The organism is Phycicoccus sp. Soil748 (genome assembly GCF_001428025.1).
Classification (GTDB): domain Bacteria; phylum Actinomycetota; class Actinomycetes; order Actinomycetales; family Dermatophilaceae; genus Pedococcus.
This window is the reverse complement of record NZ_LMSC01000007.1, coordinates 888,276-914,651: the sequence shown is the minus strand read 5'-3', so window position 1 is coordinate 914,651 and position 26,376 is coordinate 888,276. Positions and strand designations below refer to the sequence as shown.

At 71.6% G+C, this 26,376-nt stretch carries 23 protein-coding genes; 12 read left to right on the top strand and 11 right to left on the bottom strand.

The features are described from left to right. Positions 1–95 precede the first annotated feature (95 nt). The 5 genes from ASG70_RS11985 to ASG70_RS11965 all read left to right on the top strand — a co-directional run bounded on the left by ASG70_RS11985 (position 96) and on the right by ASG70_RS11965 (position 4,880). The gene (locus ASG70_RS11985) at positions 96–1,379 is read left to right on the top strand and encodes an ABC transporter substrate-binding protein (protein ID WP_056883979.1); all 1,284 of its coding nucleotides are present in this window, start codon (positions 96–98) and stop codon (positions 1,377–1,379) included. Positions 1,380–1,491: 112 nt separating this feature from the next. Further along, positions 1,492–2,577: a carbohydrate ABC transporter permease gene (locus ASG70_RS11980; protein WP_082590577.1), complete on the top strand. Its 1,086-nt coding sequence runs from the start codon at positions 1,492–1,494 to the stop codon at positions 2,575–2,577. A gap of 1 nt (position 2,578) precedes the next feature. Beyond that, complete coding sequence (locus ASG70_RS11975; RefSeq protein WP_056883978.1) at positions 2,579–3,496, top strand: carbohydrate ABC transporter permease; 918 nt, start codon at positions 2,579–2,581, stop codon at positions 3,494–3,496. A 24-nt stretch (positions 3,497–3,520) separates the two neighbouring features. After that, positions 3,521–3,745, top strand: coding sequence for a hypothetical protein (locus ASG70_RS11970; RefSeq protein WP_056883977.1), 225 nt, complete (start codon positions 3,521–3,523; stop codon positions 3,743–3,745). Positions 3,746–3,779: 34 nt separating this feature from the next. After that, entirely contained in the window at positions 3,780–4,880 is a 1,101-nt protein-coding gene (locus ASG70_RS11965; RefSeq protein ID WP_082590575.1) for a LacI family DNA-binding transcriptional regulator, read from the top strand. A gap of 49 nt (positions 4,881–4,929) precedes the next feature. Here the strand turns inward: ASG70_RS11965 and ASG70_RS11960 are convergent, their stop codons facing one another. Continuing rightward, positions 4,930–6,369, bottom strand: a complete 1,440-nt coding sequence (locus ASG70_RS11960) for an APC family permease (RefSeq protein ID WP_056884188.1) — start codon at positions 6,367–6,369, stop codon at positions 4,930–4,932. A gap of 98 nt (positions 6,370–6,467) precedes the next feature. Continuing rightward, a complete protein-coding gene (locus ASG70_RS11955; RefSeq protein WP_056883976.1) occupies positions 6,468–8,615 on the bottom strand; it encodes a type IIA DNA topoisomerase subunit B in 2,148 nt (715 codons plus the stop codon). Between the two features lie 321 nt (positions 8,616–8,936). Here ASG70_RS11955 and ASG70_RS11950 point away from each other — a divergent pair, with 321 nt between their 5' ends. Then, positions 8,937–9,158, top strand: a complete 222-nt coding sequence (locus tag ASG70_RS11950; protein ID WP_056883975.1) for a hypothetical protein — start codon at positions 8,937–8,939, stop codon at positions 9,156–9,158. A gap of 21 nt (positions 9,159–9,179) precedes the next feature. Then, complete coding sequence (locus tag ASG70_RS11945; protein WP_056883974.1) at positions 9,180–9,662, top strand: DUF456 domain-containing protein; 483 nt, start codon at positions 9,180–9,182, stop codon at positions 9,660–9,662. A gap of 59 nt (positions 9,663–9,721) precedes the next feature. On the opposite strand, the gene ASG70_RS11940 is transcribed toward ASG70_RS11945, so the two are convergent. The 6 genes from ASG70_RS11940 to ASG70_RS11915 all read right to left on the bottom strand — a co-directional run bounded on the left by ASG70_RS11940 (position 9,722) and on the right by ASG70_RS11915 (position 17,546). Then, complete coding sequence (locus ASG70_RS11940) at positions 9,722–10,150, bottom strand: DUF3040 domain-containing protein (RefSeq protein WP_056883973.1); 429 nt, start codon at positions 10,148–10,150, stop codon at positions 9,722–9,724. A gap of 169 nt (positions 10,151–10,319) precedes the next feature. Continuing rightward, the gene (gene dinB, locus ASG70_RS11935) at positions 10,320–11,585 is read right to left on the bottom strand and encodes a DNA polymerase IV (protein ID WP_056883972.1); all 1,266 of its coding nucleotides are present in this window, start codon (positions 11,583–11,585) and stop codon (positions 10,320–10,322) included. Beyond that, the gene (locus ASG70_RS11930; RefSeq protein WP_056883971.1) at positions 11,582–12,367 is read right to left on the bottom strand and encodes a methyltransferase domain-containing protein; all 786 of its coding nucleotides are present in this window, start codon (positions 12,365–12,367) and stop codon (positions 11,582–11,584) included. Before ASG70_RS11930 ends, dinB begins: the two co-directional genes overlap by 4 nt. A gap of 64 nt (positions 12,368–12,431) precedes the next feature. Next, positions 12,432–16,571, bottom strand: coding sequence for a DNA polymerase III subunit alpha (locus tag ASG70_RS11925; protein WP_235531460.1), 4,140 nt, complete (start codon positions 16,569–16,571; stop codon positions 12,432–12,434). Between the two features lie 5 nt (positions 16,572–16,576). Then, positions 16,577–17,125, bottom strand: coding sequence for an SAV_6107 family HEPN domain-containing protein (locus ASG70_RS11920; protein WP_235531459.1), 549 nt, complete (start codon positions 17,123–17,125; stop codon positions 16,577–16,579). A gap of 10 nt (positions 17,126–17,135) precedes the next feature. Then, the gene (locus ASG70_RS11915; protein ID WP_200949254.1) at positions 17,136–17,546 is read right to left on the bottom strand and encodes a DUF6504 family protein; all 411 of its coding nucleotides are present in this window, start codon (positions 17,544–17,546) and stop codon (positions 17,136–17,138) included. 311 nt (positions 17,547–17,857) lie between these two features. Between ASG70_RS11915 and ASG70_RS11910 the strand changes: the two genes are divergently transcribed. Further along, positions 17,858–18,457: a YbaK/EbsC family protein gene (locus ASG70_RS11910; RefSeq protein WP_082590573.1), complete on the top strand. Its 600-nt coding sequence runs from the start codon at positions 17,858–17,860 to the stop codon at positions 18,455–18,457. Between the two features lie 77 nt (positions 18,458–18,534). Here ASG70_RS11910 and ASG70_RS11905 read toward each other — a convergent pair whose 3' ends face one another. Beyond that, positions 18,535–18,924: a VOC family protein gene (locus ASG70_RS11905; protein ID WP_056884184.1), complete on the bottom strand. Its 390-nt coding sequence runs from the start codon at positions 18,922–18,924 to the stop codon at positions 18,535–18,537. 94 nt (positions 18,925–19,018) lie between these two features. Between ASG70_RS11905 and ASG70_RS11900 the strand changes: the two genes are divergently transcribed. Beyond that, a complete protein-coding gene (locus ASG70_RS11900; RefSeq protein ID WP_056883970.1) occupies positions 19,019–19,828 on the top strand; it encodes an HAD-IIA family hydrolase in 810 nt (269 codons plus the stop codon). 302 nt (positions 19,829–20,130) lie between these two features. Here ASG70_RS11900 and metF read toward each other — a convergent pair whose 3' ends face one another. Beyond that, entirely contained in the window at positions 20,131–21,048 is a 918-nt protein-coding gene (gene metF / locus ASG70_RS11895) for a methylenetetrahydrofolate reductase [NAD(P)H] (protein ID WP_056883969.1), read from the bottom strand. Positions 21,049–21,181: 133 nt separating this feature from the next. On the opposite strand from metF, the gene ASG70_RS11890 reads away from it, so the two are divergent. Then, a complete protein-coding gene (locus ASG70_RS11890) occupies positions 21,182–22,267 on the top strand; it encodes a polyprenyl synthetase family protein (RefSeq protein WP_056884183.1) in 1,086 nt (361 codons plus the stop codon). Positions 22,268–22,366: 99 nt separating this feature from the next. Here the strand turns inward: ASG70_RS11890 and ASG70_RS11885 are convergent, their stop codons facing one another. Next, positions 22,367–22,801, bottom strand: a complete 435-nt coding sequence (locus tag ASG70_RS11885) for an Rv2175c family DNA-binding protein (protein ID WP_369818900.1) — start codon at positions 22,799–22,801, stop codon at positions 22,367–22,369. A gap of 168 nt (positions 22,802–22,969) precedes the next feature. On the opposite strand from ASG70_RS11885, the gene ASG70_RS11880 reads away from it, so the two are divergent. Together ASG70_RS11880 and pknB are read left to right on the top strand one after the other, a co-directional pair. Further along, on the top strand, positions 22,970–24,310 hold the full coding sequence (locus tag ASG70_RS11880) for a lytic transglycosylase domain-containing protein (RefSeq protein ID WP_082590569.1): 1,341 nt from the start codon (positions 22,970–22,972) through the stop codon (positions 24,308–24,310). A 103-nt stretch (positions 24,311–24,413) separates the two neighbouring features. Further along, positions 24,414–26,372 carry a Stk1 family PASTA domain-containing Ser/Thr kinase gene (pknB, locus tag ASG70_RS11875; RefSeq protein ID WP_056883967.1) on the top strand — a complete coding sequence of 653 codons (1,959 nt, stop codon included), beginning with the start codon at positions 24,414–24,416 and terminating at the stop codon, positions 26,370–26,372. Positions 26,373–26,376 lie beyond the last annotated feature (4 nt).

Below are 26,376 nucleotides of genomic sequence, written 5' to 3'. Positions count from 1 at the left end.
TGCGCTGCCGGAGCGCAAACGTTTACATGAGGACGGTTCACCTCAACGCCGAGGCACGTCCGCCTCAGCACGACGCGAGAAATGGAGGCGGGCGAATGGCCCTCCGATCGAACAAGCGGCGCACTTTCACAGTGCTTGCCGGAGCAGTGTCCGTGGCGCTGGTCGCGGCCGCCTGCGGTGGCGGCAGCGACAACAGCAACAACGCGGCCTCGTCCGGCGCTGACTCCCGAGGCCCCATCACCTACGTCCAGGGCAAGGACAACAGCAACCTGCTCGCTCCCCAGGCCGCGCGCTGGAACGCCAAGCACCCCAACGAGAAGGTCACCGTCAAGGAGCAGTCCGACAAGGCTGACCAGCAGCACGACGACCTCGTCCAGCACTTCCAGGCCAAGGACCCCAGCTACGACGTGGTCTCGGTCGACGTCGTCTGGACCGCGGAGTTCGCCGCCAAGGGCTGGCTGACGCCGCTCAAGGACAAGTTCACGCTGCCGACCGACGGCTTCCTGGCGCCGACCATCAAGGCCGCGACCTACAACAAGACCCTCTACGCGGCCCCGACGTCCTCCGACGGCGCGATGCTCTACTACCGCACCGACCTCGTGAAGACGCCGCCGAAGACGTTCGACGAGATGTGGTCGATGTGCTCCATCGCCAAGAAGAACGGCATGGACTGCTACGCCGGCCAGTTCGCCAAGTACGAGGGCGGCACCTGCAACGCCACCGAGTGGATGAACGCCTACGGCGCCAAGGTCGTCGACGACGCCGGCAAGCCGACCGTCGACTCCCCCGAGGCCGCCAAGGGCCTGCAGGCCCTGGCCGACCACTACAAGAGCGGTGACATCCCCAAGCAGGCCATCACCTACCAGGAGGAGCAGAGCCGTGCGGCCTTCCAGGACGGCAAGCTGCTGTTCCTGCGCAACTGGCCCTACGTCTACAACCTCGCTTCCACGGACAAGTCGTCCAAGGTCAAGGGCAAGTTCGCCGTCGCCCCGCTGCCCGGTGTGAGCGGCCCCGGCACCTCGACCCTCGGTGGTCACATGGCGGCCATCAGCGCCTACTCCAAGCACAAGGCCACGGCGCTGGACTTCCTGAAGTTCCTCACCAGCCCCGAGGAGCAGAAGACCAACATGGAGAAGGGCTCGCTGGCCCCGGTCATCGAGTCGATCTACGCCGATCAGGAGCTGGTCAAGAAGTACCCGTACCTGCCCGTCCTGAAGACCTCGATCGAGAACGCCGTGTCGCGCCCGGTGACGCCGTTCTACCCCGGGGTCACCAACGCCATCCAGGAGAACTTCTACGCGGCCATGCAGGGCCAGAAGTCCCCTGAGCAGGCCGTGAAGGACATGCAGGCGGCCATGACGGCAGCTGCCGGCGGCTGATCCCGCTCCACCCAGCATTTCCCAGGTGTGGGGGGTGACCCCGACGGGGTCACCCCCCACACCGCCTTCCACCCCAACTCGCTTTCCGTAGCACTCCGGGCAAGGAGCAGGCATGAGCAGTGTGGCGCAGTCGACCGCCGGTCCGACTCAGAAGAAGCCGGCGAAGAACAAGGGCCTCAACGCAGGCCAGGCACGCACGGGCTACCTGCTGGTGGCCCCCACGATCATCTTCCTGTCGGTGATCATCATCTACCCGCTGCTCAAGGCCGTTCAGCTGTCCTTCCAGAAGGACGCCGGCCTCGACCCCGCCACAGGGCTGTTCGTCGAGGGCGGTAGCGCAGGGGTCTCCAACTACACCCACTGGCTGCTGCAGAAGTGCGGCGAGGTGGACTGCCCACCCGGCGCCATCGGCGCCCAGTTCTACGACGCGTTCTGGGTGACCCTGTTCTTCACGGTGGTCAGCGTCGTCATCGAGGTCCTGCTCGGCATGTGGTTCGCGATGATCATGAACCGCGACTTCAAGGGCCGTGGCCTGGTCCGCGCCGCCATCCTGGTCCCGTGGGCCATCCCGACGGCCGTGACGGCCAAGCTCTTCTACTTCATGTTCGCCTTCGACGGCATCATCAACAAGCTCATCGGCTTCGTCGGCATCTCGCCCCAGCTGTGGACCAGCGACCCGTGGGCGGCCAAGTTCGCGATCATCATCGCGGACGTCTGGAAGACGACGCCGTTCATGGCCCTGCTCATCCTCGCGGGCCTGCAGCTCATCCCCGGCGACGTCTACGAGGCGGCCCAGATCGACGGCGCCACCAAGTGGCAGACCTTCCTGCGGATCACCCTCCCCCTGGTCAAGGTGCCCTTGATGGTGGCGGTGCTGTTCCGCACCCTCGACGTCCTGCGCATCTACGACCTGCCCGCCATCCTCACCCAGGGCGCCGGCGGCACCACGTCGCTGTCGATGCTCGTGATCAAGCAGAAGAACGAGGGCTTCCACAGTGCCTCCGCGCTGTCGACCATCGTCTTCCTCCTCATCGCCTTCACCGCCTTCCTGTTCATCAAGTTCGGTGGTGCGGACGTGATCCAGCGCCCGCCGTCGTCGAAGAAGGCGAAGGACAAGGACGAAACGCCCACCCCCAGGGACAAGGACGCCCAGACGGGCAACCCTGTCGCCGCCAACGCGACCTCGACGGGAGCCTGAGATGACCACTGCGGCAACCACGGCCTCGACCACCGCGCCGCCCACCAGCGGCCAGAGCGAAGCCCAGGAGATTCACTTCCGGAGCAACCGCAACGCCAAGATCCGGATGTACATCGGGCTGGCCGTCCTGGTCCTGTGGGGCCTCGCACCGTTCTACTGGATGGTCGTCACGGCGTTCCGCGACGTGGGCTACACGTTCGACAGCACGCCGTGGCCCACCCACGTGACCCTGGACAACTTCAAGACGGCGTTCTCGACGGCCCGCGGAAACCACTTCGGCGCAGCCCTCGGGCACTCGGTCATCATCGGCATCGTCACCACCGCGGTGGCCATGCTGGTCGGTGTCTTCGCGTCCTACGCGCTGGCCCGGCTGCAGTTCCCCGGCAAGTACGCCGTCCTCGGCGTCATCCTCGGTGCCTCGATGTTCCCCGGCGTCGCGCTCGTCTCGCCGCTGTTCCAGATGTTCTCCAACCTCGGCTGGCTCTCCGGCGCCAACTACCAGGCGCTGATCATCCCGAACATCTCGTTCGCGCTACCGCTCACGATCTACACCCTCACCGCGTTCCTGGCCGAGATGCCCTGGGAGCTCGAGGAGTCGGCCAGGATCGACGGGTGCACGCCGGGCCAGGCGTTCCGCAAGATCATGCTGCCGCTGGCGGCACCAGGCCTGTTCACCACGGCGATCCTGGCGTTCATCGCCAGCTGGAACGAGTACCTGCTGGCCCAGCAGTTCTCGACCAACCAGACCCAGACCGTCACCGTGGCCATCGCCCAGTTCACCGGCGCCCAGCCCCACCAGGAGCCCTACACCGCGGTCATGGCTGCCGGGACGATCGTCACCGTGCCGCTCATCATCATGGTGCTGGTCTTCCAGCGGGCCATCGTGTCCGGCCTGACGGCCGGCGGGGTGAAGGGCTAGGCCCCGGCCCGGCCCCTCGGCACCATGGGACTGTTCAACCCCGGGAGCGGCACCGGTGGCGCCCGTGCCCGGGCGCAACGCCTCGACATGGTGCTCGGCATCCTCGGGTTCTTCGCCTTCATGGCCGTGGTGCAGACGGTCGTGCTCGAGGTCCGCGGGGAGCCGGCGGGATTCTCCGCCGCGCTCCTCGCGGTCCTCCTCGGCCTGCTGTACCTCGTGTGGAGGGCCCGCAAGAACACCGGGGTCTGACTGACGGCAGCACCCCACCACCAGGACAGGTGTCATGACGACCATCGGCGACGTTGCCAAGGCTGCGGGTGTGTCCGTGGCCACGGTCTCGCGCGCCCTGCGGGGCGTGGACCGGGTCAGCCCCCACACCCGCGAGCGGGTGATGGCTGCCGCCGCGGACCTGCACTACGTCGCCTCCCCCGCCGCGACCTCGCTGGTCTCCGGCCGCACCCGCGGCATCGGCGTCATCACCCCGTACTTCAGCCGCTGGTTCTTCGCCACGGTGATCACCGGCATCGAGAAGGCGCTGCGCGAGGAGGGCTACCACGTCCTGCTCTGCGACCTCGAGGGCCACACCTTCGACACCCGGCTGCCCATCACGCAGAACATGCTGTGGAAGCGGGCGGACGGCGTCATCATCCTCAACGTGCCGCCCGAGCCCGACGAGCGCGACCTGCTCGACCGGCTCGGCATGCCGGTGGTGACGGTCGGCAACCGCCAGCCCGGCTGGCCCTCGGTGCGCATCGACGACCAGGCGGCGATGGCCATGGCCACCGAGTACGCCATCGGGCTGGGCCACACGCGGATCGGGTACGCGGGCACGGTGCCCACGTCGGTGTCGCACCTGCAGACGCCGTTCGACCGCCGGCAGGCCTTCATGGACGTCATGGCCTCGCACGGCCTCGAGGTCCGTCCCGAGTGGACGCTGCGGTGCGACTGGACCGCCGACGGCGCCGCGGAGCACGCCAACCGACTGTTCGGCGGCGGCGACCGCCCCACGTGCGTGGTGGCCGCCTCGGACGAGATGGCGTTCGGGGTGATGAGCGCCGCGCGGCACCGCGGCCTCGACGTCCCCGGCGACGTGTCGGTCATCGGCATCGACGACCACGTGCACTCGCGCATCCTCGACCTGACGACCGTGCGCCAGGACGTCGAGGCGCAGGGGCGGCATGCCGGAGCCATCATGCTGGCCACCCTGCACGGCCACGAGGTCAGCCCGTCCCACGACGAGGTCCTCGGGGTCGAGCTGGTCGTCCGCGGCTCGACCGCTCCCCCAGCCGCCGACAAGGCGCCGGCCACGCCCGGACCCGCCCCGGCCAAGGGCGTCAAGACCCGCACCCGGGGCCGAGGGGTCAGCGAGACGCTCGCCGTCTGAACGAACGGCGGTCCCGCTGCTGCGGGACCGCCGTTCGTCCGGGAGTCGGTCAGTTGACGGTGCCCTCGCGCTCCCCCAGCTCCTCGGGGTCGCGGATGTAGGTGCGCTTGGCGCGCAGGGCGCGGTTGGCGAACCACGTGAGCGCCCAGAGCACCACGCCGAGCGCCAGCAGCCAGCCGGCGATCTCGTACTGGATCGGCTTGCGACCGGTCAGCGGCGTCACGAAGTAGGCGCACAGCACGGCGCCCAGCACGGGCAGCACCGTCGGGGCCACGAAGTGCTTGCGGTCGATGGTGTCCTTGCGCAGCACCAGCACACAGATGTTGACGATGGCAAAGACCCCGAGCAGGAGCAGGGCCGTGGTGCCACCGAGCGCGCCGATCACCTCGCCGTCGGCGTTGAGGGTGACCAGGGTGATGAGGCCGAACGCGATCGCCGTCGTGAACAGGATCGAGACCCACGGCGTCCGGCGGACGGAGTGCACCTTGCCCAGGAACGGCGGCAGCACCTCCTGGCGCGCCATGCCGTAGAGCAGCCGGCTGGCCATGAGCATGTTGATCAGCGCCGAGTTGGCGACGGCGAACATCGAGATGAACGGCAGCAGCGTGTCGATCGGCACCCCGGGGGCGGCGCGCTCGACCACGGTGACCAGCGGGGTGTCCGAGCCGGCGAGCTCGCCCACCGGGACGACTGCTACCGAGAAGAGCGCCACCAGCACGTAGATGACCCCGGTGATGCTGATGCCGGTGATCATCATCTTCGGGAAGTTGCGGACCGGGTCCTTGGTCTCCTCGGCCATGTTGACCGAGTCCTCGAACCCGACCATGGCGAAGAAGGCCAGCGACGTGGCGGCGGTGACGGCGAGGAACGCGTTCTTGTCGCTGGGGCTGTCGAAGACCATGGTCCGGCTGAAGTCGGTCCTGCCTGCGGTGAGGGCGTAGAACCCGCACAGGATCACGAGCAGCAGACCGGACAGCTCGACGAGCGTGAGCACGATGTTGGCGCGGACGCTCTCGCCGACCCCGCGGAAGTTGACCGCGGCGATGAGCGCCATGAACCCCAGCGCGATGAACAGGATGAGCCCGCTGTTGCCCTTGTCGAGGCCGAAGCCCACCGCGAGGTTAGACGCGAACGCCCGCGAGGCCGTCGAGGCGCTGGTGATGCCGGAGCACATGACCGTGAACGCCACGATGAACGTCAGGAAGTGCACCCCGAACGCCTTGTGCGTGTAGAGCGCCGCACCGGCGGCCTGCGGGTACTTCGTGACCAGCTCGAGGTAGGAGAACGCGGTGATCATCGCGATGCCGAAGGCGACGATGAACGGCGCCCAGGCGGCCCCGCCCACCTCGGCGGCCACCTCACCGGTGAGGGCGTAGACCCCCGTGCCGAGGATGTCGCCGACGATGAACAGCAGGAGGAGCTTGGGCCCCATCACCCGCTTGAGCTCGGTCTGTTCTTCCCCTGTGTCGGGGTGGGTGGTCGTGGTCATGGGCAGCACCTCTCGGTCGCCGAGGCCGCCCTTCACGGCCCCTGCATCCGCCCACAGTGGCGCAGATCCCCAACAGCGGCAACGACAGCCGCGCGACCTCAGGCGTCGATGCGGTCGCGGTCGAGCTCGGCGGCGGACTCCACGATGAAGTCCTTGCGCGGCCCCACGTCGTTGCCCATGAGCAGGTCGAACACGCGCTCGGCCATCTCGGCGTCCGCGAGGGTGACGCGGCGCAGCGTACGGTGCCGCGGGTCCATGGTCGTCTCCGCGAGCTGGTCGGCGTCCATCTCGCCCAGGCCCTTGTAGCGCTGCAGCGGCTGCTTGATGTTCTTGCCGCGTTTGCCGAGGGAGGCGACCGTGGTGCGCATCTCCTTCTCGGAGTAGGTGTAGATGAGGTCGTTCTTCTTGGACCCGTTGTTGACGACCTCGATGCGGTGCAGCGGGGGCACGGCGGCATAGACCCGGCCGGCCTCGACGAGCGGGCGCATGTAGCGGAAGAACAGGGTCAGCAGCAGGGTGCGGATGTGGGCGCCGTCGACGTCGGCGTCGGTCATGATGATGACCTTGCCGTAGCGCGAGGCGTCGAGGTCGAACGAGCGGCCCGAGCCGGCGCCGATGACCTGGATGATCGCGGCGCACTCGGCGTTCTTGAGCATGTCGGAGACCGACGCCTTCTGGACGTTGAGGATCTTGCCGCGGATCGGCAGCAGGGCCTGGTAGTCGCTGGAGCGTGCCAGCTTGGCGGTGCCCAGGGCGCTGTCACCCTCGACGATGAACAGCTCGGACTTCTCGACATCGGTCGAGCGGCAGTCGGCCAGCTTGGCCGGCAGGCTGGAGGTCTCTAGGGCGTTCTTGCGGCGCTGGGTCTCCTTGTGCAGCCGCGCGCTGATGCGCGACTTCATCTCCGAGACGACCTTCTCGAGCAGCAGCGCCGCCTGGGCCTTCTCGCCGCGCTTGGTGGAGGTGAGGCGCTCGGTCAGCTCCTTCTCCACGACCTTCGTGACGATGGCGCGGACCGCGTTGGTGCCGAGCACCTCCTTGGTCTGGCCCTCGAACTGCGGCTCGGCGAGGCGGACGGTCACGACCGCGGTCAGGCCCGCCAGCACGTCGTCCTTCTCCGGCTTGTCGCTGCCGACCTTGAGTCGGCGGCTGTTGACCTCGAGCTGCTTGCGGAAGACCTTCAGCAGCGCCTGCTCGAAACCAGCGATGTGGGTGCCGCCCTTGGGCGTCGCGATGATGTTGACGAAGGAGCTGACCTTCGCGTCGTAGCCGGTCCCCCACCGCACCGCGATGTCGACACCGCACTCGCGCTCGACCTCGGTCGGGGTCATGTGCCCCTTGGCGTCGAGGACGGGAACCGTCTCGGTGAACGTGCCGGTGCCCTGCAGGCGCCACACCTCGGTGACCGCGGCGTCGGGGGCGAGGAACTCGGCGAACTCCGAGATGCCGCCGTCGTGGACGAAGGTCTCCTCGTGCGGACCCTCCTCGCCGGGCGTGCCGGGCACGCGTCGCTCGTCCCGGATGACGATGGTGAGGCCGGGGACCAGGAAGGAGGTCTGCCGGGCGCGCGAGACCAGGCTCGCGTAGTCGAAGGCGGCGTCCTTGAGGAAGATCTGCTCGTCGGCCCAGTAGCGCACCCGGGTGCCGGTGACCCCCCGCTTGGCCTTGCCGACCACGGCGAGCTCGCTGGAGCGCTCGTACGGCGTGAACGCGTGGTCGGGTGCCTTGTCGGCGGTGGCGACGTCCGGGAAGTAGCCGGGCTCGCCCCGGCGGAAGCTCATGGCATACGTCTTGCCGGCGCGGTCGACCTCGACGTCGAGGCGTGCGGAGAGGGCGTTGACGACGGAGGCGCCGACGCCGTGCAGGCCACCGGAGGCGGTGTAGGAACCGCCGCCGAACTTGCCGCCGGCGTGCAGCTTGGTGAAGACGACCTCGACCCCGGTCAGGCCGGTGCGCGGCTCGATGTCGACGGGGATGCCGCGGCCGTTGTCGCGCACCTCGACCGACCCGTCGCGGTAGAGGATCACCTCGATGCGGTCGCAGTGCCCGCCGAGGGACTCGTCCACCGCGTTGTCGATGATCTCCCAGAGGCAGTGCATGAGGCCGCGGCCGTCGGTCGAGCCGATGTACATGCCCGGGCGCTTGCGGACCGCCTCGAGCCCCTCGAGGACCTGGAGGTGGTGTGCGCTGTAGTCCGACGTGGACTTCGTCGTCGCGGCCTTCTTCGCGGTGGTGGCTGCAGCCACGGGGTTCCCTTCTCGGTGCTCTGGCGGCCAGGTCGCTGACCGGTCCCCGCAGGGTAACCCGGGGGCCCACGGGCCCGGCGCAGGCACACCGCAGGCGGGCGACCCATCCACCGGACACCCCCGCACCCATCCACCGGACACCCGAGCGACGAATCACCCGATGCGACATGACGTGACCCACATGGTGGCCCAATACGGGCCGGGAAGAACCCGGCGTGCTTGACTGTTGCAACCGGCGCCGGACGGAAGAGGTCCCACCCCTGGGGCGGCCACCGACCGGCGGAGGATGTCTCACCGAGACACGAATGAAGGAAGGCTGACGTGACCACTGCACTGGCACCCTCTCTGACCGCGGCAGACCGCTGCGACCGCTGCGGCGCCCAGGCCTACGTGCGCGCTCGCCTTCACGCTGGTGGGGAACTGCTGTTCTGCGCCCACCACGGACGCGAGCACCTGCCGAAGCTGCGCGAGCACGCCGACATCCAGGACGAGAGCGAGCGGCTCCACGAGAACCCGGCGTCCGCCGCCGACGAGGAACGGTAGGCCGGCCGCTCCACCCTCGTCGTGGAGGCCACCTTGTGGGTCCCCGCCCTCCTGATCGTGATCGGGTTGGTGGGGATCGTCGTACCCGTCCTGCCCGGGTTGCTCCTGGTCCTCGCGGCCGTGCTGATCTGGGCGTTCGACACCGGGTCCACCGCCGGCTGGGCGGTGTTCGCCCTGTCCGCGGTGCTCTACGTGGTCGGGATGGCGCTGCAGTATGCAGTGCCCGGTCGACGCCTGCGTGAGGCCGGTGTACGCCGGTCCACGCTGTTCCTCGCGGTCCTGCTCGCGATCGTGGGCTTCTTCGTCATCCCGGTCGTCGGGGCCGTGGTCGGGTTCGTGGGGGGCATCTACCTCGTGGAGCTCGGCCACTCCCGCGACCGTGGCTCGGCGTGGACCTCGACGCGAGCCGCCCTCAAGGCGGTCTTCCTGTCGATCGGTATCGAGCTGCTGGCCGGGCTCGCCATCGCGACCACCTGGGTGCTGGGCGTCCTGGTCACGACCTGAGCCCAAGCGGGCTCGGCCGCCGGTTCTCCGCTGTCGGGTTCTTCGCTGTCGGGTGGAGGTCAGTAGCCGCCGTCGCGGCGGCGGTCCCAGCGCTCCTCCATGCGGTGCATGAAGGAGCCGTGGGCGCGGGCACCCTTGGCACCCCGAGCACCTTGGCCGGTCTTGCCGCGCGGCACGGAGCGGCGCACGGTGCCGTCCGGCTGGACGGCGCCCAGGACGGTCTTGCCACGTCGTGGAGGGGTGAGGGCGAAGGCGACGGCCGCCACCATCACGGCGAAGCCCACCGCCCCGATCCACATGGTCGTGTTGACGCCCACGAGCACGAGGGCCAGGCCTGCCACGACCCCGACCACCCCGATCGCCACGCGGCGGCGGGCTGCGGCGCGAGCACCGGCCCCCTGCATCTGCGAGGCGAACTTCGGGTCCTCGGCATACAGCGCCTGCTCCATCTGCTCAAGCAGCTGCTGTTCGTGCTCTGAGAGCGGCACGGTGACCTCCTGGGCAATCGGCGTGCAAGACCTCCAACGCGCCAAGCCGCCGATTCGTTGCGCCGGTGAGATGCGTCGTTGCCGGTCAGTGGCTTTGCGCTGACGTCTTCAGGATATGTCGCAGCCCGGGGTTGCACCATCCGTTCGGGCAGGCCGGTCCGATGCTTCGTCAGTGGTGCGTGTCACCCCGGCCGGAGGCGTGCCGTCGGCGCTCGGCGTCGCTGATCAGGCTGGCCGGGCGGACGCTCCCGGCCCCGAACCGGGCGCTGGCGCGGTCGACGGCGCGGTCGGCCTCGCGCCAGCCCTGCTCGGGCTCGTCGAGCAGGCCCTGGATGGGCGCGCCGGCGCCCTCCACCAGGCCCTCCATCCGCACCCCGACGAGGCGGATGCGGGCGCGCTGGAGGCCCAAGGCGTCGTACAGGCTGCGAGCGGTCTCGTAGATCTCGCGGCTCACGTCGGTGGGGTCGCGCAGGGTACGGCTGCGCGTGATCGTCGTGAAGTCGGAGAACCGGACCCTGATGGTGACGGTGCGCCCCATCATCCCTGCCGCACGGACCCTGGCCGCGGTGCGGTCGCTGAGCTTGAGCAGGTGGCGGTGGATCTGCACCGGGTCGTCGACGTCGAACTCGAACGTCTCGTCCGAGCCGATGCTGCGCTCGCGCCGGACGGGTTCGACACCGCGGGGGTCGCGCCCCCAGGCCAGGTCGTGCAGGTGCGGGCCGGCGCTGTCGCCCAGCGCCCGGCGCAGGGTGTCCAGGGGCGTGTGGGCGATGTCGGCCACCGTGTGCAGCCCGAGCCGCAGGAGGGTCTCCTCCGTCTTGTCCCCCACCCCCCACAGGGCGCCCACGGGCAGCTGCTGGACGAAGGTGACGACCTCGTCGCGCGGCACCACCACCAGGCCGTCGGGCTTGGCCAGGCCGGAGGCGAGCTTGGCGACGAACTTGGTCGGCGCGACCCCCACCGAGCACGTGATGCCCTGCTCGTCGTGGATGGTGTCGCGGATGAGCTGGCCGATCCGCGCCGGGCTGCCGAGCCGGCGCACCGAGCCAGCGACGTCGAGAAAGGCCTCGTCGAGCGACAGCGGCTCGACCAGCGGGGTGATGGTGTCGAACGTCGCCATCACCGCGGCCGAGATCTGGCTGTAGAGGTGGTGGTCGGGGGCGATGACGGTCGCTTGGGGGCACAGCCGCCGGGCCCGTGACATCGGCATGGCGGACGCGACCCCGAACCGGCGCGCCTCGTAGGTCGCCGACAGCACGACCCCGCGGTTGCCACCGCCGCCGATGATCACCGGGGTGCCGACCAGCTCGGGCCGGCTGAGGAGGGAGGCGGAGGCGTAGAAGGCGTCCATGTCGACGTGCAGGACGGTGCAGCCGGTGTCGTCAGGCGGCCGGTCCGCACTGCGCGTCGGCAGGGTGAACTGGCGGCGGCTCACGTGTGGGCGAGGACGTGGACCGCTGCGCCGAGCTCGCCGAGGAACCCGAACTCGGGGTGCCGGCTCGCGGCGGCCTCGAGCTCGAGCAGCGCGGCACGGTCGGCGTCGGAGTCGATGAGGGCCGAGGGCACGAGGTCGCTGAACAGGCGCACGCCGTGCACGTCCTCGACGACCAGGCCCGTCTGCTCGACCATCGCCCGCAGCGTGCTCGCGTCGAACCGTCGCGGCAGCGGGTCGGCCGGGCCCCACCGGCCGTCCTCGCTGACCAGGGCCTGGTGGGCCTGCGCGAACTGGCCGGCGAGGGCTCGCGCGAACACGACGGCCAGGCGCTGGGCGGCGACGATGCTGAGGTGGCCGCCGGGGGCGACGACCCCGGCCAGGGCGGTCAGCGTGGCCTGCGGGTCGTCGACCACCTCGAGCGTGCCGTGGCAGCACACCAGGTCGACGAGCTGGTCGCCGACGATCGAGGCCAGGGAGTCGGCGTCGCCCTGGACGGCGGTGACCCGTGCGGCGACCCCGCGCTCGGTGCTGCGCCGGGACAGCGACGCCAGGGCGTCGGGGCTCGGGTCGACGACGACGACCTCGTGCCCGAGCTCGGCCAGCGGGACGGCCAGGCCGCCGGTGCCGCCACCGAGGTCGAGGACGCGCAACGGCCGGTCGCCGTCGGCCGGGTGGTTCGCCCGCTTGGCCTCGAGGAGGTCACGGACGGCGGTCCACACCGCAGAGGTGCGCAGGGCGGTCTCCACCCCGCCGCGCCGGGTACGCCACTGCTCGTCGGCCACGGGGTCCACCTCCGTCGTCTGCTGGTCTGTCGTGCCGGTGCCACTCGTCGTGGGTGCTGCCACCCTAATGGCCCGAGCTGCCGGGACTGGAGTGCCACAGCTTGCGTGGCGGCTCGAGCCGGCCGACCCCGTCGTCGGGCACCTGCGCCCCCTGCGCCAGGGCCCGGGAGCCCCGGACGTCCTCCCCCGGCGGCTTGATGTCCGCGTAGGGCGACTGGCGGAAGCCCGAGGCGTGCACCAGGACCCTGCGCCCGGCCGGCTCGCTGGAGCGCTGCGCCTCCTCGGCCAGCTCGGCGAGCTCGCTGGCTGCCTGCTCGCTGGCGTCCATCGCGGCGTGGACGGCTTCGAGGCCGCCGCTCGTCCACGCCTCCCACAACGGGGTGAGCTCCCACGCGCCGGTGGCCCGCAGCGAGATCCCCCGCGGTCCGGTCCGCCGGACCACACCCCGCACGAGCATCATCCAGGAGTGGAACACCGTGGCGGCGTAGGGACCCTGGACGTCCTCGAAGAAGGTGGCGTCGACCGGGCCGGTGGCGTCGTCGAGGGTCAGGAAGACGACCCGGCGCCCCGACCGGATGGGTGGGGTCTGGGTCGCGACCTTGACGCCGGCCACCCAGACCGTGGAGCGGCTGCGTGAACCCAACAGGTCGCGGCTGCGGGTGACCCCCAGCGCGTCGAGCATCGGGGCGTAGAACTCCACGACGTGGGCACTCGCGTCGAGGCCCAGGATGTCGAGCTCGGCACGGACCCGTTCGGGCCCGCTCAGCTCGGGCAGGCCGGTGCCGGTGGTGAGCTCGGGCCGGTCACCGAGGTCGAGGGTGAGCTGGGTCGGCTGGGCGGCCGCGTCCTGCACCGGCAGCGCCGCCTGTGACTGCCGTGCAGCCAGGGCTCGCACGCCCGAACCGTCAGCGACCCCATCACTGGGCGCCCGCCCGCCGGCAGGGACCCCTGAGCCGGTCCAGGAGCCGGCTCCCGAGCCGGTTCCCGAGCCGATCCCCGCGCCGATCCCAGCGCCGACACGGGCGCCGGCCCGTCCGCGGCGGGGTGCGGTCCGCCGGGCGGACCGGTCCAGGGCCCGGCCGTAGCGGTCGAGCTCGGCGACGTGCAGGAGCAGGTCGCGCCGGGTGATGTGCCCCCGGCGGCCGAGCCCACCCGTACCCATCCCCCGGGCCCCGGCGGGTCCGGCCGGGGTGCCCATGCCGTAGAGGGCGTCGAACCCGCCGGCGAGGACGAGGCGCTCGACCACGGGTCGGGAGACGTGCGCCCGGTGCCAGAAGTCGGCGAGGCCGGCATAGGGCTGGCCGGCGACCACCCGGGCGACCTCGGCGTCGCTGATGCCCTTGACGTCGGCGAGGGACAGGCGGATGCCGTAGCCGCTCGCGTCGGGCAGGTCCGGGTGGGCCGGGGGCCGTGGTCCCCAGTAGGACTCGAGGGAGTCCGGCGCGGCCGGGGTGTCGCTGCCTGTCGCGTCGCTGCCCGACGCGTCGAGAGCGGTGGTCTCCAGTCGTTCGATGCGGTAGTCGCCGGTGGAGGCGTTGACGTCGAGGCCCAGCACGGTGATCCCGAGGGACCGGGCGTCGTCGAGGATGAGCCGCTTCGGGTACATGCCGGGGTCGTGGGTGAGGACGCCGGCGAGGAATGCCGCCGGGTGGTGGGTCTTGAGCCAGGCCGAGTGGTAGGTGGGCAGGGCGAAGGCCGCGGCGTGGGCCTTGCAGAACCCGAACGACGCGAACGCCTTGAGCACCTCCCAGATCCGGTCGACGTCGGCAGGGGCGTAGCCGCGGGCGCGGGCGGCAGGTCGCCACCACGCCTCGATCTCGAGCTGTCCCTTGGGGGTGCCGAGGGCCCGCCGGACCTCGTCCGCCTGCGCCAGGGACACGCCGGTCGTCTCGGCGACGATCATGAGGACCTGCTCGTGGAACACCACGACGCCCTCGGTCTCGCGCAGCGCCTCGATGAGCGTGGGGTGCAGGTAGCTGACCTCCTTCCAGCCGTGCCGGGCCTCGAGGAACGGCGTGACCATGTCGGACTTCACCGGCCCGGGACGGAACAGCGAGATGTCGATGACGAGGTCCTCGAACCGCTGCGGCCCGAACTTGCCGATGAGCTCGCGCTGCCCGGGGCTCTCGATCTGGAAGCACCCGAGGGTGTGGCTGGTGCGGATGAGCCGGAAGGTCGCCTCGTCGTCGAGCGGCACCTGGGCCTGGTCGTCGAGGTCGACCTGCTGCCCGTCGACCCGCGCGACCTCAGCCACCGCGTGGGCCATGGCGGACTGCATGCGGATGCCGAGCACGTCGAGCTTGAGCAGGCCGAGGGTCTCGACGTCGTCCTTGTCGAACTGGCTCATGGGGAACCCGAGCCAGCTCGCCTCGACCGGAGTCCGGTCGAGCAACCCACCGTCGGACAGGATCACCCCGCACGGGTGCAGCGCGATGTGGCGCGGCAAGCCGTCGAGCCGCTCGACGAGGTCGAACAGCGCCCGCAGCCGGGGGCTGTCGAGGCCGCGGGACCGCAGCTCGGGCAGCTCGGCGATGGCGTTGCGGGCGTCCTTGGCGCGGATGTGCGGGAACGCCTTGGCGATCTCGTCGATCTCGGTCGGGGGCAGGCCCAGCGCGGCGCCCACGTCCCGGATCGCGTGGCGCACCTTGTAGGTGTCCATCATCGAGACGCAGGTGACCCGCTCCCCACCGAACCGGTCGAGGATCCGCTCGTAGACCTCGGTGCGACGAGCCGACTCCACGTCGATGTCGATGTCGGGCAGCTCGGCCCGCAGCGGCGAGCAGAACCGCTCCATGATCAGGCGGTAGCGGATCGGGTCGACGCCACTGATGCCGAGCAGGTAGTTGACCAGCGACCCGGCCCCGGACCCCCGCGCCGCGACCCGGACACCCATCTCCCGGATGAGGTCGACGACCTCGGCGACGGTGAGGAAGTAGGTCGGGTAGCCGAGCTCGGCGATGACCTTGAGCTCGTCGGTGAGGCGCCGCTCGACGGCCGAGAACTCCTTCTCCCCGAGTCCGGGGTAGCGGCGCCCGAGCGCGTCTCGGCACCGTTGTTCGAGCCTGCCCTGGGGGCTCTCCCCGGGGGCGATGCCCAGCTTCTCGGGCTCGGGCAGGTGGACCGACCCGATGCCGAGGTCGCGCCGGGCGCTCTGGGCACAGGCGAGCCCGAGGGCCACCGTGCGGGCGACGAGGGCCTCGGCACGGCTCCGGTCGCCACCGGTGACCTCGAGGGCCACGGTGCGCATCACCGGCGTCGACGCGAGGTGGGCCGCGTCGGTGACCCGGTCGAGGTGGCGGGTGTCGAGGGCGACGAGCCGTCGCGCGGCATCGAGCACGTCGACGACTGCTGACTCCCCCGGCTCGACGTGGCGCACGGCGGCGGTGAGGACGGCGGGGATGCCCTGCTCGTCGGCCAGCCCGAGCAGCCGGCGCGCGTGGGCCCTGGAGGCGGGGGTGCCCTCCGGGCCTGCGTGGCAGACCACCTCGATGACCACCGAGTCCGGGGGCAGCCGGCGGCGCCACGTCGCCAGCAGGGCGCGGGCCCGGTCGGTGCGCCTGGCCAGCAGGGCCCGACCCACGTCGGAGTCAGGGCCGAGCAGGACGACGAGCGGGCTCGCGTGGTCGCGGCTCGACCGGCGCTCACCGCCGGTCCAGCACCGGGCAGCGACGACCGCGGCAGAGCTGACGGGCGTGCCCCGCTCGCCGCGCAGGTGGGTCTCGGTCACCAGCCGGCACAGCGCCGCCCAGCCAGCGCCGTGGGGCACGCCTGCGGCGGCGCCCCGGGCCAGCACGGTGACCCGGGGGTGGCGTGGGTCGCGGTCCGCGCCGCCGCGTACGGGTGTGCGCGTCGGGGCGGGCGGCTGAGGGGCGGCGCCGCGTCCGGTGCCGGCAGCCTGCCCTCCCCCGAGGGCCTCACCCAGGAGGTCGTCGCCGGGTGCGTCCGGACCGATGGCGAGGTCGACGCCGAGGACCGGGGCGATGCCGGCAGCCGTCGCCGCCTGGACGAACCGGATCGCCCCGTAGAGGCCGTCGCGGTCGGTGAGGGCGAGGATCGGCTGGCGGTGCTGGGCGGCGCGCTCGACGAGGGCCTCGGGCGTCGAGGTGCCGTAACGCATGGAGAAACCGGAGGCGACGTGCAGGTGGACGAAGTCGCTCACGGGGGTGGGGGCGCCCATGGCGGATGTGGTGGTCGTGGCAGTCATGCCGGTCATGGCGAGCGGGTCATGGCGGACGGCACGGAGCCGGCGAGCGCCGTGGGGACGAGGACCTCGCCGTGGGCCGCAGGCTGCACGGGCAGGCCGAGGCTGCGGCAGACGAGGTCGAGGAACACCTCGGACTGGCGCAGCAGGTCGTCGGCCTCCCGCACGCTGACCGGGTGCCCGGCGCGACGGGTGGACACCAACTCGAAGAACCCGGCCCACTCCGCGAGCTCGGGGGCAACCGCGGGCAGCAGCTCCCACAGCGAGCGCGGCCCGCGGTGGCCGTCCGGGGTGGCCCGGGCGGCGACGAGGGCTGCTGCCGCGCGCAGGGCACCCAGCTGGGCCTGGAGGTAGCGCTGGGTGACCTCCCTGCTCTGGCACGCCTCGAGCAGGGAGTGCCGCGACCGGTCGAGCAGCTCGAGGCTGGCTGCGGCACTGCTCGTGGCCGAGTCGGCCATGCCGGTCGCACCGGTCGCGCCACCCAGGTGGGTCGTGTCGCCCAGGTGGGTCGTGTCGCCCGGGTGGGTCGTGTCGCCCAGGTGGGTCGTGTCGGTCATGGTCGTCACCTCAGTCCGCCACGCGCAGGAGGCGCCAGTGGGGGGTGTCGAGGCCTGTGTCGAGGCCTGTGTCGAGGGCTCCGGGGTCGGCACCGAGGTCGTAGACCCCGACCCCGGCGCAGCGTCCGGCACTGGCCTCGACGCGCCAGACCTGGCGCTCCCGCGCGTCGGTGAGGACGTCACCGCTGCCCTGCTCCCGCGCGTCCCGCCACCAGGGACGACGCTCCTGCCAGCGGTCGAGGACGGCCCGCACGACGTAGAGGCGCCCTCGCCAGACGAAGGCCTCCGGGCCTCCGAGCGGGCCTCCGAGCGGGGCGCAGCCGTCCTCGCGACCGGCCCCGGGGACGTCGCCGGCCGTCGCGGACGAGCGCCCCGCGAGCACGGACTGGCGGACCTCGATGGGTTCTTCGTACCGGCGCACCACGAGCAGGCTCCTTCGTCACGGCAGGGCAGGATGAGGTGGTGTGGGCTCCGGCCCGGTGAACGGACGGGGTCGAGGCGCCCGATCACGGGGGCCGGAGCCGCACGGTGGTCCCGGCCTCCTCGACTGGACGCCAGGGGCCGCGTGGGGTCACGCGCTGCTGGTCATCCGGTCTCCGGTCGGAACCTGTTCGAACAGGTGTTCGATATGAAGAACCGTACACCCGCCCTCGGACAGCCCGTCAAGGGCAGCGGATGAGACGAGGCACCCGACCTCTGGTGGAGTCCGGGGCCCCGCCCTAGGGTTTCGTCATGAGCCAGCCCGAGCCGGCGGCCACACCGCCCGGCCCCGTCGTCGCGGCGCCGGACCCCGCCCCTTCGCCACCCGCGTCACCGGCGTCCGACGCCGCCCCTGCGCGCGACCTGCGCCAGCACGCCGGCGTCCAGCGGGTCCTGGCCGCCCTCGCGATCCACGGGGTGGAGCCGCGGGTGGTCGTCCTCCCCGACGCGGCCCGCACCGCAGCCGCAGCGGCAGCAGCCTTGGGCGTCACCACCGCCGAGATCGCCAACTCGCTGGTCTTCCGGGCCCACGACGAGGCCGGCGCCGTCACCCCGCTGCTCGTCCTCACCTCCGGCGCCCACCGCGTCGACCTGGTCAAGGTCGCCGAGCTCGTCGACGGCATCGACCACCTCGACCGCGCCGACGCCGAGTTCGTCCGTGCCGCCACCGGGTTCGCCATCGGCGGAGTGGCGCCCGTCGGACACCCTGCACCGATCCCCACGGTGGTCGACGTCTCCCTCAGCCGCTACCGGCACGTGTGGGCGGCCGCCGGGCACAGCCACACCGTCTACGAGACGACGTACGAGGAGCTGCTGCGGGTCTCGGGAGGCCACGCCATCGAGGTCGCCTGACCGGGCGGCCGGGCGAAACGCACGCTTGCAGGGACGAGCGACCCTGCTCCCAGACCGTACCTGCAGAGCTTCCGGGCTCAGGCCTTGCTCACCTCGTGGATGCAGAGCACGTTCCGGTCCGGGTCGGTGAACCACGCCGCCCGCTCGCCATCGAGCTCGGCGATGTGGTCCTGCGTCTGCAGGCCGGGCAGGTCGTAGTCCTCGAACACCACTCCCTTGCCCTCGAGCTCGGCAATCTGCGCCCTGACGTCAGGCACCTCCCAGGTCAGGGCGGTGTTGGGGTTCTGGGACCCCGTCTCCCTGGGCAGCAGCATCAGCATCGTGCCACCGCCGAGGCGGTAGAGCAGGCTCCCCTCGGCGTTGGTCCCCTCGAACGACAGGCCGAGCCGGTCGGAGTAGAACTCCTTCGCGCGACCGATGTCGGTGACGGGGAGCATCGTGGTGACTGCGCTCGTGGCCAATGACATGACGAGCACCTCCTTCAGGCACCACAAGCGTCCTCCTGCCCACGCCGTGGCTGCTCCACCAAAGTGGTGATCGGTCTGCGCCAGAATGAGCGACATGACCAGACCCAGGCCGGTCGACTGCTGGCTCACCGACATGGACGGCGTGCTCGTCCACGAGGAGACCGCCATCCCCGGCGCCGCCGAGTTCCTCAGCGCGCTGGTCGAGCACCGCCGACGGTTCCTCGTCCTGACCAACAACTCGATCTTCACCCCACGCGACCTGCGGGCGCGCCTGCTGGCCAGCGGGATCGACGTCCCCGAGGAGTCGATCTGGACCTCCGCGCTCGCCACCGCGCAGTTCCTGGACGACCAGCGCCCGGGCGGCAGCGCGTTCGTCGTCGGCGAGTCCGGCCTGACCACCGCCCTGTACGAGGTGGGCTACACGATGACCGAGCGCGACCCCGACTACGTCGTCCTCGGGGAGACGCGCACCTACTCCTTCGAGGCCATCACCAAGGCGATCCGCCTCATCGAGGGCGGCGCGCGCTTCATCGCGACCAACCCCGACGTCAGCGGCCCGAGCAAGCTGGGCACGCTCCCGGCCACCGGGTCCGTCGCGGCCCTGATCTCCGCGGCAACCGGACGCCAGCCCTACTACATCGGCAAGCCCAACCCGTTGATGATGCGCAGCGCCCTCAACCGCATCGACGCCCACTCCGAGTCGACGGTGATGGTCGGCGACCGCATGGACACCGACGTCATCAGTGGCCTCGAGGCCGGCCTGCGCACGATCCTGGTCCTCACGGGCTCGACGCGCCCGCACCAGGTCGAACAGTTCCCCTACCAGGCCACGCGCGTGGTCGACTCCGTCGCCGACATCGTGCCGCTCGTGGGTGAGCTCCGCCCCCTCGACGGCCCGTCCTAGCGCCTCGCCGCGATGCTGCTGCGCCGGTTCACCACCCGCGACTGACGGCGCAGCCAGGGCCCTCGAGGACGTGTGCGGATCTGAGTACGTGCACGGATGCCCGCCGGGCGCGACCACCGGCAGGCTCGTCCCCGTCGCGTTCGGGGGACCGTGACGACGTGACGCACGAGCCGCGCCGGCCATGAGGGGAGGTCGAGCGCGGCTCGTGTGTGCGCCCCCGGACAGCCCGCCCCGACGCGCCGGCTCCCATGCGCCCGGCCTAAGCCACCACGGGTCGGCCTCAGCCGCCCCGAGGCGCGGCCTCAGTGCAGGCCGAGGTTGCGGTGGACCTCCAGGGTCGCCGTCGACCGGTTCATGGTGATGAAGTGCAGGCCCGGCGCTCCCTCGGCCAGCATCCGCTCGGCGAGCTCGGTGGCGACCTGCACGCCGACCGTCCGCGTCGCCGCCGGGTCGTCGGCCACTGCCTGGAGCCGCGCCACGACCTTCTCCGGCAGCGGCGTGCCCATGAGCTGGGACATCCGCGCGACCTGCTTGAAGTTGGTCACCGGCATCAGGCCCGGGGTGATGGGCAGCTCCGGGCGACGGCGGGCGACGGCGTCGCGCAGCCGCAGGTAGCTGTCGGCGTCGAAGACCATCTGGGTGATGGCGAAGCTCGCGCCCGCATCGGCCTTGCGGACCATGATCTCGACGTCGTGGTCGAAGCCCGGCGAGGAAGGGTGCACGTCCGGAAAGGCCGCCACCCCGATGGTGAAGTCCCCCAGCGACTTCACCAGCGCGACGAGGTCGGTCGCGTGGTTGAGGCCCTCGGGGTGGGCCACCCACTCGCCGCCGGGGTTGCCCGGCGGGTCGCCGCGCAGGGCGAGGATGTTGCGCACCCCGCTCGCGGCATACAGCCCGACCACCTGGCGCAGGGCGGCGACGGACGCACCGACGCAGGTGAGGTGGGCCAACGGGGTCAGCGTGGTCTCGCGGGCGATGCGCTCGGTGACGCGCACCGTACGGTCCTGGTTGGAGCCCCCCGCGCCGTAGGTGACGGACACGAAGTCGGGCCGTGCGGACTCGAGGCGCCGGATGGCGTCCCACAGCAGGGCCTCGCTGGCGTCGTCCTTGGGCGGGAAGAACTCGAAGCTGATCGACGGTTCGGGCCCCGCGAGCATGCCGGGGATCGACCGCGTGAGCTGCGCCGGTCGAGCAAGACGAGAGGGCTGCCCCAGTGCCATGGCGGTGAGACTAGTCGAGGGCCCACGCCGTAGGCTCAGGGGCGGCTCACGGTGAGACGCCGCCGAGCCGCCGCGAGATGCCTCGCGGCACCGGACCGGACCGGCCCAGGAGGACAGCGTGCAGGAGAGCGTGGTGGCCAGCCCCCTCGACGCCGCGCAGCTGCGCGACCGGGTGCAGCACTGCGTCGACGACGTGCTCGCCCACCAGGCCGACGTCCTCGCCGAGGTCGGCCCCGACGCCCAGGAGCTGCTCGGCGCGGTGGCCCGGCTCCTCACCGGCGGCAAGCGCCTGCGCGCGGCCTTCCTCTACTGGGGCTACCGGAGCGCCGGCCAGCCCGACTCGGACGCCGCCGTGCGGGTGGCGACCGCGATGGAGTTCTTCCAGGCGGCCGCCCTCATCCACGACGACGTCATGGACGACAGCGACACCCGGCGCGGCATGCCCGCCGCCCACCGGTCGATGGCCGCGCGGCACGCGCAGGAGGAGTGGACCGGCGACGCCGGCCGGTTCGGGGTGGCCGGGGCCATCCTCGCCGGCAACCTGTGCCTCAACTGGACCGAGGAGCTCTACGCCACCTCCGGCATGCCGCCCGAGCACCTCGCGCGCGGCCGTGCCGTCTTCGACCGGATGCGCACCCAGCTCATGGGCGGGCAGTTCCTCGACGTCGTGGAGTCGGTGCGGTCCTGGGACGGCATGCCGCTGGCCGAGCGGGTCGAGCGTGCCGAGCGCGTGATCCGCTTCAAGAGCGCCAAGTACACGGTGGAGCACCCGCTGCTCATCGGCGCCAGCGCCGGGGGTGCCGACGAGGGCGACCTCGCAGCCCTGTCCCGCTACGGGCTCGACCTCGGCCAAGCCTTCCAGCTGCGGGACGACCTGCTCGGGGTGTTCGGCGACCCGGCCGCCACGGGCAAGCCGGCCGGCGACGACCTGCGCGAGGGCAAGCGCACCGTGCTGGTGGCGCACGCGCTCGCCGGGGCGGACGAGCAGGGACGCGAGCTCGTCGAGACGCGGCTCGGGGACCCCGACCTGGACGCCGCCACGGTCGACGCGCTGCGTGCGGTCATCGTGTCGAGCGGGGCCGTCGACGCGGTCGAGGCCGACATCGCCAGGCTCGCGGGGACGGCGCGGATGTCGCTGAAGTCGACGCGCGGGCTCGATGCCGGCGCCGTCGCGGTGCTCGACCAGCTCATCGACAGCGCCACCAGCCGGGAGCACTGAGCCCGGCCTGGAACACTGACCGCAGCCGGGAGCATCGACCGGCGCGACCGGGTCGGTCACCGGCCCGACCCCCGTTGGTGACGGGTCAGGCCGGGTCGGTCAGAAGGCCTGTTCCATCGCCCGGCGGCGCACCTCGGTCTTGAACCCCGCCGCCAGGTTGTCGACCGGGGTGCCGGGGACCCGCAGCGTCTCGTCGCGGGTGAACAGCCACTCCAGGATCTCCTCGTCGCGCATGCCGCCGTCGGCGAGCACGGTGAAGGTGCCACGCAGGTGGCGGAACACCTCCTCGTCGAGGAACTGCTCGGGCACGGCGACGACCTTGCGCTCACCGATGCGGGAGCTGAGCAGCTCGCGGTCCTCCAGCAGCCGCCGGACGGCGGACAGCGGGATGCCGAGCCGCTCGGCGACGTCGGGCACGGTGAGCCAGGAGCCGACGAGGGCCTCGAGGGAGCCTTCGGGCGGCGTCGTCGCTCCAGCGCCCGGCTGGTTCCCGGGCGCATCGGCCGCGGGCTGGGTGGGGGGCAGGTCGGTCACGGGGACAGCCTGCCAGCCGGTGCCGGCATTGCAAATTACATCGATGTAAGTCGATATAAGGCGGCTGCGTTGGTGTACCTTTCACAATCGTCACAGTCGTCACATCCCTCACTTGAGCATCTTCCCCACCGCCACCGCGGCGCTGGCCCCCCGAAAGGCAGCCCCCCGATGTCCCCAGTGATCGCTCCTGCAGCGCTCCCTTCGGCCTCGACCCTCGCCCCCGTCGCGGTCGTCCAGAAGGCCAAGCCCGCCCCGTACGGCTGGACCCTCTACCTCGTGCGCTCCGGCGACACCCTCGGAGCCATCGCCGACCGCCGCGGCACCACCACCGGCGTGCTGGTGGCCCGCAACAAGCTCCGGCACGGGGGCCACCAGCTGGCCGTCGGCCAGCGGCTGTGGATCCCCAAGAGCGCCGGACAGGCGAGGGCCGAGGCCGCGCACGCCCGCGCCGTCAAGGCGGCCAGGGCCGCGGCGATCCGGCGGGCGACCTACGTCGTGCGCCCGGGCGACACCCTCAGTGCCATCGCGGCCCGTCGCGGCGTGTCGCTGGCCGCCCTGCTCAAGGCCAACCGGCTGTCCACCCGCTCCGTGCTCCAGGTCGGCCAGAAGGTGCGGATCCCCGGCAGCAGCGCGGCGAGCGCCAAGCGCCCGACGTCCAAGGCCACCAAGGCGAGGGCGACCAGCCGCACCAGCACCACCCGGTACCGCGTGCGGTCCGGCGACACCCTGGGCGCGATCGCCACCCGCACGCGGACGCCGCTGAACTCGGTCTACGCCTGGAACCGTCTCGGGCCGCGCAGCGTCATCCACCCCGGCCAGACCATCAAGGTCCGCGGCACCGTCGCGGTGGCCGCCGTCGCGCGGACCAGCATCTACACGGTGCGCTCCGGCGACACCCTGAGCGGCATCGCGGTCCGCCACCACACGACGTCGGCGGCGCTGCTCAAGGCCAACCACCTCGCCAACGCCAACCACCTGGTCGTCGGCCAGCACCTGCGCGTCCCGGTGCGCAGGGCGGCGACCGCCAGCAGCGCCAACACCTTCGCCGGCCGCACCTACCCCAGCACCACGGTCAACGCCGCCAGCCGCAACCGGTCCACGCTCGCCCACTCCCGCGTCCCCACCCGCAGCCAGACCCGCGCCATGATCGTCGCCACCGCGCGCCGCCACGGCGTCGACCCGCGCCTCGCGCTGGCCATCGGCTGGCAGGAGTCGGGGTGGAACCAGCGCCAGGTCTCGGTCGCCAACGCCATCGGCGTCATGCAGGTCATCCCCTCCTCGGGCCAGTGGGCCTCGGAGATGGCCGGGCGCCGGCTCAACCTGCTCAACACGCAGGACAACATCACCGCGGGGGTCGTGATCCTGCGCTCGCTCACCCGTTCGGCGTCCACCCTCGACCAGGCCATCGGCGGCTACTACCAGGGCCTGTACTCCGTGCAGCACCACGGCATGTACGCCGACACCAAGGGCTACGTGCGGGCGGTCAAGGCCCACCGGGCGCGCTTCTGAGCCACGTCGTGGCGCCCCGCTCGAGCAGGACGGGTCCGTACGGCCACCGGGCCGACGGACCCGCTTGCACGAGTTGGTCGCGTTGACCTCCTACACTTTGCGGGTGTCTTCAGGTGTCACCGAGTCCCTGCTCGGTCGGGTGATCGACGGCCGCTACCGCGTCCAGTCGCACATCGCCGACGGCGGGATGGCGTCGGTCTACCTCGCGCTGGACACTCGCCTCGACCGTGACGTTGCCCTCAAGGTGCTCCGTCGCGACCTGGCCCAGGACGAGGGCTTCGCCAGCCGGTTCCGGCGCGAGGCCCGCTCGGCGGCGCGCCTGTCGCACCCCAACGTGGTCTCGGTCTTCGACCAGGGCGAGGACGACGGCCACATGTTCCTGGCCATGGAGTACGTGCCCGGCCAGACCTTGCGCGAGGTCATGCGCGCCGAGGGCCCGCTGACGCCCCGCGCGGCCCTGGACATCATGGCGCCGGTCCTGCAGGCCCTGGCCGCCGCTCACCGCGCCGGGATCATCCACCGCGACGTCAAGCCCGAGAACATCATCCTGCGCGAGGACGACGGCACCGTGAAGGTCGCCGACTTCGGGCTGGCCCGGGCGGTCAGCAACCAGACGTCCACGTCACAGACCGGCGTCCTGCTAGGCACGGTCGCCTACCTGTCCCCCGAGCAGGTCGAGCGCGGCATCGCCGACGCGCGCAGCGACGTCTACGCCGCGGGCCTGATCCTGTTCGAGATGCTCACGGGCTCCAAGGCGTTCACCGGCGACACCCCGATCCACATCGCCTACCAGCACGTCCACAGCTCGGTGCCCGCTCCCTCCTCCCGCGTGGGCACGGTGCCCAGCGAGCTCGACGCGCTCGTGGCGCTGGCCACCTCGCGCGACCCCGACCAGCGGCCCTCCGATGCCAACGACTTCCTCACCGAGGTCCGCCGCTCACGGGCCATGCTCACGCCCACCGAGCTCGACCGCCGGCCCGAGGGCCCGGCGGCGATGGGCGCCGGCGCCAGCACCGTCGCCGTCGAGCGCACCAGCGCCCTGCCGGTCGAGCCCACGCACGAGGCGCGCCACTCACGGCCCGTCGGCCCGGTGGCCCTGCCCGTCGACCGCACGCCGACCGCTCCCCCCGGCCCCGACCCCTGGGCCGACGAGGACGACCGCGACGGCCGTGACCGCCGCCGTGGCCCGTGGGGCTGGGGCGTCGCGGCCCTGCTCGTGGCCGCGGTGGCCGGGGTCGCCGCCTGGTGGTTCATGGCCGGTCCCGGATCCCCCACCGTCGTGCCGCGCGTCGTCAACCTCACCTACGCCCAGGCCCAGGGCGCCCTCGAGAAGGCCCACCTGTCGGCCGACCGCGTCGACGCGTTCGACGAGACCATCCCCAAGGGTGTCGTCATCTCGACCGACCCCGGGGCGGGCACCGAGCTGCGCCGCAGCCAGGACGTCAGAGTGACCGTGTCCAAGGGACCGGAGCGGTATGCCGTGCCGGCCGTCGTCGGTGCCAGCGCCAACGAGGCGCAGGCACGGCTGACGGCGACCAAGCTGACGCTGGGGAAGACCACCGAGGCCTACAGCGAGAAGGTCGCCCAGGGCCTGGTCATCAGCACGAGCCCGAAGGTGGGGACGTCGCTCAAGCGCGGCGCCGCCGTCGACATCGTGGTGAGCAAGGGCCGCCAGCCCGTCGAGGTCACCGACTTCACCGGCAAGCCCGCCGACCAGGCCGTCACGGCACTCACCGACGCCGGGCTGCAGGTCGACGCCACCCAGCAGAAGAACGACGACACCGTGCCCAAGGGCGCCGTCATCAGCCAGACCCCGTCCAGCGGCACGCTGTTCAAGGGCGACAAGGTGACCCTGGTCGTCTCCAAGGGCCCCGAGCTCGTCAAGGTGCCCGACGTGCAGGGCAAGCAGGAGAAGGACGCCGTCAAGATCCTCGAGGACGCCGGCTTCGAGGTGAAGGTCGACCGCTTCATGGGCGGCATCTTCGGCACCGTCCGCAGCCAGAACCCCGCCGCCGGCAGCGAGCAGCCGAAGAAGACGACCATCACCCTCGTCATCGTCTGAGCCC

Excerpts from the sequence above, each read along its gene's own strand:
- ASG70_RS11980 (WP_082590577.1), top strand. The coding sequence starts at position 1,492 with ATGAGCAGTGTGGCGCAGTCGACCGCCGGTCCGACTCAGAAGAAGCCG.
- ASG70_RS11910 (WP_082590573.1), top strand. The coding sequence starts at position 17,858 with ATGAGCCAGCCCGAGCCGGCGGCCACACCGCCCGGCCCCGTCGTCGCG.
- ASG70_RS11965 (WP_082590575.1), top strand. The coding sequence starts at position 3,780 with ATGACGACCATCGGCGACGTTGCCAAGGCTGCGGGTGTGTCCGTGGCC.
- ASG70_RS11925 (WP_235531460.1), bottom strand. The coding sequence starts at position 16,571 with ATGACTGCCACGACCACCACATCCGCCATGGGCGCCCCCACCCCCGTG.
- ASG70_RS11960 (WP_056884188.1), bottom strand. The coding sequence starts at position 6,369 with ATGACCACGACCACCCACCCCGACACAGGGGAAGAACAGACCGAGCTC.
- ASG70_RS11920 (WP_235531459.1), bottom strand. The coding sequence starts at position 17,125 with ATGACCGACACGACCCACCTGGGCGACACGACCCACCCGGGCGACACG.
- ASG70_RS11880 (WP_082590569.1), top strand. The coding sequence starts at position 22,970 with ATGTCCCCAGTGATCGCTCCTGCAGCGCTCCCTTCGGCCTCGACCCTC.
- metF (WP_056883969.1), bottom strand. The coding sequence starts at position 21,048 with ATGGCACTGGGGCAGCCCTCTCGTCTTGCTCGACCGGCGCAGCTCACG.
- ASG70_RS11970 (WP_056883977.1), top strand. The coding sequence starts at position 3,521 with ATGGGACTGTTCAACCCCGGGAGCGGCACCGGTGGCGCCCGTGCCCGG.
- ASG70_RS11900 (WP_056883970.1), top strand. The coding sequence starts at position 19,019 with ATGACCAGACCCAGGCCGGTCGACTGCTGGCTCACCGACATGGACGGC.
- ASG70_RS11905 (WP_056884184.1), bottom strand. The coding sequence starts at position 18,924 with ATGTCATTGGCCACGAGCGCAGTCACCACGATGCTCCCCGTCACCGAC.
- ASG70_RS11975 (WP_056883978.1), top strand. The coding sequence starts at position 2,579 with ATGACCACTGCGGCAACCACGGCCTCGACCACCGCGCCGCCCACCAGC.
- ASG70_RS11985 (WP_056883979.1), top strand. The coding sequence starts at position 96 with ATGGCCCTCCGATCGAACAAGCGGCGCACTTTCACAGTGCTTGCCGGA.